The organism is Streptomyces sp. NPDC058964, assembly GCF_042741275.1.
Classification (GTDB): domain Bacteria; phylum Actinomycetota; class Actinomycetes; order Streptomycetales; family Streptomycetaceae; genus Streptomyces.
The window spans coordinates 1-5,288 of the sequence record NZ_JBHYKH010000227.1; the positions used below are offsets into that span (position 1 = coordinate 1).

General features: G+C 71.6%; 4 protein-coding genes. 1 reads left to right on the forward strand and 3 read right to left on the reverse strand.

The features are described 5' to 3' along the window. Positions 1 to 132: 132 nt before the first annotated feature. Positions 133 to 1,173 (reverse strand): hypothetical protein, encoded by a 1,041-nt coding sequence (locus ACFW2E_RS25585; RefSeq protein ID WP_384469411.1) that lies wholly within the window; start codon positions 1,171 to 1,173, stop codon positions 133 to 135. 251 nt (positions 1,174 to 1,424) lie between these two features. After that, on the reverse strand, positions 1,425 to 4,001 hold the full coding sequence (gene pepN, locus ACFW2E_RS25590; RefSeq protein ID WP_384469412.1) for an aminopeptidase N: 2,577 nt from the start codon (positions 3,999 to 4,001) through the stop codon (positions 1,425 to 1,427). Positions 4,002 to 4,160: 159 nt separating this feature from the next. On the opposite strand from pepN, the gene ACFW2E_RS25595 reads away from it, so the two are divergent. Then, a complete protein-coding gene (locus ACFW2E_RS25595) occupies positions 4,161 to 4,823 on the forward strand; it encodes a DsbA family protein (RefSeq protein WP_384469413.1) in 663 nt (220 codons plus the stop codon). Between the two features lie 11 nt (positions 4,824 to 4,834). Here ACFW2E_RS25595 and ACFW2E_RS25600 read toward each other — a convergent pair whose 3' ends face one another. Then, positions 4,835 to 5,041 carry a hypothetical protein gene (locus ACFW2E_RS25600; RefSeq protein WP_384469414.1) on the reverse strand — a complete coding sequence of 69 codons (207 nt, stop codon included), beginning with the start codon at positions 5,039 to 5,041 and terminating at the stop codon, positions 4,835 to 4,837. Positions 5,042 to 5,288 lie beyond the last annotated feature (247 nt).

Below are 5,288 nucleotides of genomic sequence, written 5' to 3' on the forward strand. Positions count from 1 at the left end.
CCGCCACCCGCGGCGAGTTATATTCCCCCCCCCGCGGCCCGGCCCCCCCACACCCACCCCCCCCCCCGCCCGGGGTGGGGCCCCACCCCGGCGGGCGCCCCCCTCCTCTCCCCTCCTGATGTCCCCGGCCCCTCACTGCCGGGGCAGCACCACGACATACGCCGCCGGATCGCGGTCGCCGGACGCCATCAGCGCCGTGCGCACCACCGCGGCCTGCTGCTCCGCGGAGTCCCTGAGCTTCTTGGGGGTGATGTGGACGACCGTGATGCCCAGCCGCTCCAGGTGCTCGCGCTTGCGGGTGTACTCCGACCACAGGGCGTCCTCGTCCTGACGCGGTGCGCGCGTGTCCAGCTCAACGGCGACGGCCTGCTCCGGCCAGTACGCGTCCAGGCCTCCGAGGTGCGGGCCGCCCGGGAGCCTCAGGTCCACGTTCCACACCGGGTCCGGCAGCCCGTACTCCCGCACCATCCGGTACAGCCGGTCCTCCGCGATCGCCCGGCCCTCGGCCAGGAGCGAGTCCACGGCGTCCACCACGTGCGGGCGGCTCAGCAGCTTCGCCCGGTTCAACTCCCGGACCACGGACGTCGGTTCACAGTGGCCCTCGCGTACCGCCTCGCTCAGCAGCCGGCGCACCGAGCCCGAGTCCGCCAGCTCCGCCACCGCGTCCGCCACGGCGCGCGGCACCGGCGCCACCGGGAGTCCCGTGACCTGGCGGGGGGTGGGCAGGGACGGGGTGCGCAGGATGCGGACGTAGCCCGTCGTGCGCAGCCGCCGCAGACGCGGCACCAGTACGTCGATGCGGTCCTGGGAGGTGAGCGGAGGAGCGGAGGAGAAGCCGTGCAGGGTCAGGGCCGCCAAACCCGTGATCATCGCCTCGGCGTAGACCGGTCGGTGCGGTTCGTCGGCGCGCGGCTGGGACGGCACGCCCGGCGTCGACTCCCGCGCCGCGTACAGCAGTGCCGCGTGGAGGCGCTCCTCGCTCGTGGCCGGACCGGGGTGGAGCAGGACGACGCCGGGGAGGAGCTGCCGCCAGGGGCCGCCGGCCCGGCACTGGTCGTTCAGTTCGGCCGTCGCGACGCCGTGGGCGCGGAGCTGGGCCGTCGACAGCACACGGCGGTGCACCTCGGTGAGGTGGCGGAGGGGGCGGGGGGAGAGCGGGGTGTTGTGGGTCATGACCCGGGGATTCCCGCGCCCGGTCCGTCCTGTAACCGCTGTTACACGCCTGTCGACAAATACGGACAAGCGGGCACTAAAGGACGGGTGTTCGGATGCCGAGTAGGTGCGGAAAACCCCTGGTCCGTTCGGGGTGGACCAGGGGTTACGGCTGATATTGCCTGAATTCCGTAACGGTCACGGACGGCCGAAGTCCGGGCCAGAGGTGTGACCTAACGACCTACCGACCGGCCTACCGACCTACCTACGGACTACCGGTCCGCCGCCGCGTCGCAGGCCTGCGCGCGCAGCGCCCGCGCCAGGTCGTCCCGCGCCTCCAGCACCAGTCGCCGCAGGGCGGGGGCCGCGTCCGCGTGCGCCTCCAGCCATCCGTCCGTCGCGTCCAGCGTCCCCTGGGAGTCCTGGAGGGACGGGAACAGCCCCTTGACCACGTCCATGCCGATCTGGATCGACCGGTCCGCCCACACCCGCTCGATCGCGGCGAAGTACTTCTCCGCGTACGGGGCGGTCAGCTCGCGGTGCGACGGCTGCGCGAAGCCCGCGATGGTCGCCTCGACCAGGGCGTTGGACAGCGCGTCCGACTCCACCACCTGCGCCCAGGCCTGCGCCTTCACCGCGGCCGAGGGCCGGGCGGCCAGGCAGCGGACCTGGTGACGCTTGCCGGAGGCGGTGTCGTCGCGGGCCAGTTCCGCCGCCAGTGCCGCCTCGTCCGCGACCCCGTGGGCCGCCAGCGGCTCCAGGAACGCCCAGCGCAGCTCCTGGTCCACGTCCAGCCCGTCGATCTTGGCCGTACCCTCCAACAGGCCCCGCAGCAGCTCGAGATCCGCGTCGCCCGACGCGACCGACGCGAAGAAGCGCGCCCACGCCAGCTGGTGCTCGCTGCCCGGCTCGGCCTGCCGCAGCTCCGCGAGGGCCCCGTCCGCCAGCAGGCGCTCGCCCGTGGCCCGCCACTCCGGCGCCGCGTAGTGCACCAGCGCGGAGCCCGCCCACGCGTGCAGCATCTGCAGCACCCCGATGTCCGACTCGCGCGCCGAGTGGCGCAGCACCAGGTCCACGAAGTCCCGGGCCGACAGCAGCGCGTCGCGCGTCATGTTCCACAGCGCCGACCAGCACAGGGCGCGGGCCAGCGGGTCGGTCACCGCCGCGAGGTGTTCGCGCAGCGTCGCCAGGGAGGTCTCGTCCAGGCGGATCTTGCAGTACGTCAGGTCGTCGTCGTTGACCAGGACGAGTTCGGGGGCCTGGGCGCCCACCAGCTCCGGCACGACCGTACGCGGACCGTCCACGTCCGCCTCCACGCGCGCGTAGCGCTCCAGCGCGCCCTCCGGCGAGCGGCGGTACAGGCCCACCGCCACCCGGTGCGGACGCAGCTCGGGATGCGATTCGGGTGCCTCCTGGAGCACCGCGACCTCGGCCACCCGGCCCTCCGCGTCCAGCAGCACCTGCGGGGTCAGCGAGTTGACCCCGGCCGTCTGGAGCCAGGAGCGGGCCCAGGCCGCCATGTCACGGCCGCTCGTCTCCTCCAGCACCGACAGCAGGTCGCCCAGGCGCGTGTTCCCGTACGCGTTGCGCTTGAAGTAGCGCCGCGCGCCCTCCAGGAACGCGTCCTGGCCGACGTACGCCACCAGCTGCTTGAGCACCGAGGCGCCCTTGGCGTAGGTGATGCCGTCGAAGTTGAGCTTGGCGTCCTGCAGGTCGTGGATGTCCGCCGTGACCGGGTGCGTGGAGGGCAGCTGGTCCGCGCGGTACGCCCAGGCCTTGCGGCGGTTGGCGAAGGTGACCCAGCCGTTGGCGAAGCGGGTCGCTCCGACGGTGCCGAAGCTGCCCATGAAGTCCGCGAAGGACTCCTTGAGCCACAGGTCGTCCCACCACTCCATGGTGACCAGGTCGCCGAACCACATGTGCGCCATCTCGTGCAGGATGACGTTGGCCCGCGCCTCGTACGAGGCCTGCGTCACCTTTCCGCGGAAGATGTACTCCTCGCGGAAGGTCACCAGGCCCGGGTTCTCCATCGCGCCCAGGTTGTACTCGGGCACGAAAGCCTGGTCGTACTTCCCGAACGGGTACGGGTAGTCGAAGTGCTCGTGGAAGAAGTCCAGGCCCTGCTTGGTGATCAGGAAGACGTCGTCGGGCTCGAAGTAGGGGGCGAGGCCCTTGCGGCACATGGCGCCCAGGGGGATCTCCAGGCGCGTACCGTCCTCGAGGACCCGCTCGTAGGAGTCGGTCACATAGTGGTACGGGCCCGCGACCACGCAGGTGATGTACGTCGAGATGGGCTTCGTCTCCGCGAAGCGCCAGACCCCGTCGACGAGTTCGCCCGCGCCGTTGCACCACGCCGTCCAGCCCTCCGGCGCCCGCACCTCGAAGCGGAAGGGCGCCTTGAGGTCGGGCTGCTCGAAGTTCGCGAAGACCCGGCGGGAGTCGGCCGGCTCGTACTGGGTGTACAGGTACACCTCGCCGTCCTCGGGGTCGACGAAGCGGTGCAGGCCCTCACCGGTGCGGGAGTAGGCGCACTGCGCGTCGACGACGAGTTCGTTTTCGGCGGCGAGGTCCTCCAGCGTGATCCGCGAACCGTCGAACACCTCGCTCGGGTCGAGATCCCTGCCGTTGAGCGACACGGCGGTCACGCTCGGTCCGATCAGGTCGGCGAAGCTCGACGCGCCCGGTTCGCTGCAGCGGAAGCGGATCGTGGTGACCGAGCGGAAGGTGCGCGGATCGCCGTCCCCCTCGCCGACGGCCGAGCGCAGGTCGAGTGACACCTCGTACCCGTCGACCGACAGCAGGGCGGCCCGCTCCCGGGCCTCTTCGCGGGACAGGTTCTCACCGGGCACGGGCGGCACTCCCTCTGGAGGTTCTTGGCTTTTCGGACATGTCTCGGCTGCGGCGGGACAGGACCGATCCTGCCATGCACACCTGACCCGGGATACCGGGGAATGGCGGGCGCGGAGGGAATGTTGTCTGTTCAAGAGTCCCGCATTCCGAGGAGAACCATGTCCGAAACCGTGGCCACGTCCGGCAAGACCCCCGTCGACTTCTGGTTCGACCCGCTGTGCCCCTGGGCCTGGATGACGTCCCGGTGGGTGCTGGAAGTGGAGAAGGTCCGGGACATCGAGGTTCGCTGGCACGTCATGAGCCTCGGCGTACTGAACGAGAACAAGCTGGACCAGCTGCCCGAGCAGTACCGCGAGATGCTCGCCGTCCAGGCGTGGAAGCCGGTTCGCGTGGTGACCGCCGCCTGGCAGAAGCACGGCGCCGAGGTTCTCGGCCCCCTCTACACCGCGCTCGGAACCCGCATCCACAACAACGGCGAGGGCGCGACCCTCGAGGCCGTCGCCGGAGCGCTCGCGGACGCCGGACTGCCCGCCGACCTGATCGACTACGCCGAGCAGGAGGACTTCGAGTTCGACGCGGAGCTGCGCGCCTCCCACAAGGAGGGCATCGACAAGGTCGGCCAGGAGGTCGGCACCCCGGTCATCTCCGTCCCCGGCCCCGACGGCGAGGAGATCGCCTTCTTCGGCCCGGTCGTCACGCCCGCCCCCAAGGGCGAGGAGGCGGCCCGACTGTGGGACGGCACCCTCGCGGTCGCCTCCGTCCCCGGCTTCTACGAGATCAAGCGGACCCGAACCAAGGGCCCCGACTTCAGCAACCTCTGACCGTCCGGCCCTCACGCCGGTCCGGGAGGGGGGAAGTACCCGCCGTCGCTCCAGTTGAGCCTGCGCTGGTAGCGACGGCACCCCTCCCGGGCACAGCGGATGTACGCCTCGGGCGCGAAGCCCGTCTTCTCTGCCCGGACGTGCCGCTTCTCCTCCTCGGTGAGGTCACGGAACGCCTGAAGAGGCCCGCCGCAGCTCGGGCACCGCTTGTAGGACACATGTGCTCCCTGTCTCCGTGAACACGGCGACCACCGCGTTCCCCGCGCCCGGGCCGTCCGCCCCAGGGTCCTCGTACCCCTTCTCGTGGTACGCGACCCGCCCGCGCCCGGTTCATCCGGGGTGCGGCACCGCCGCCGCGCATCCCGGTGGTCGGGTCCTCGTCGGCCCTGCTGTCGCCCGGCATGCCGGCCCCGAACGGGACCGGCCCCGCGAGTCACGTTCTCGCGGGGCCGGGCCCTTCATTCG

Coding starts and splice junctions, on each gene's coding strand:
- ACFW2E_RS25595 (WP_384469413.1), top strand. CDS start 4,161: ATGTCCGAAACCGTGGCCACGTCCGGCAAGACCCCCGTCGACTTCTGG.
- ACFW2E_RS25585 (WP_384469411.1), bottom strand. CDS start 1,173: ATGACCCACAACACCCCGCTCTCCCCCCGCCCCCTCCGCCACCTCACC.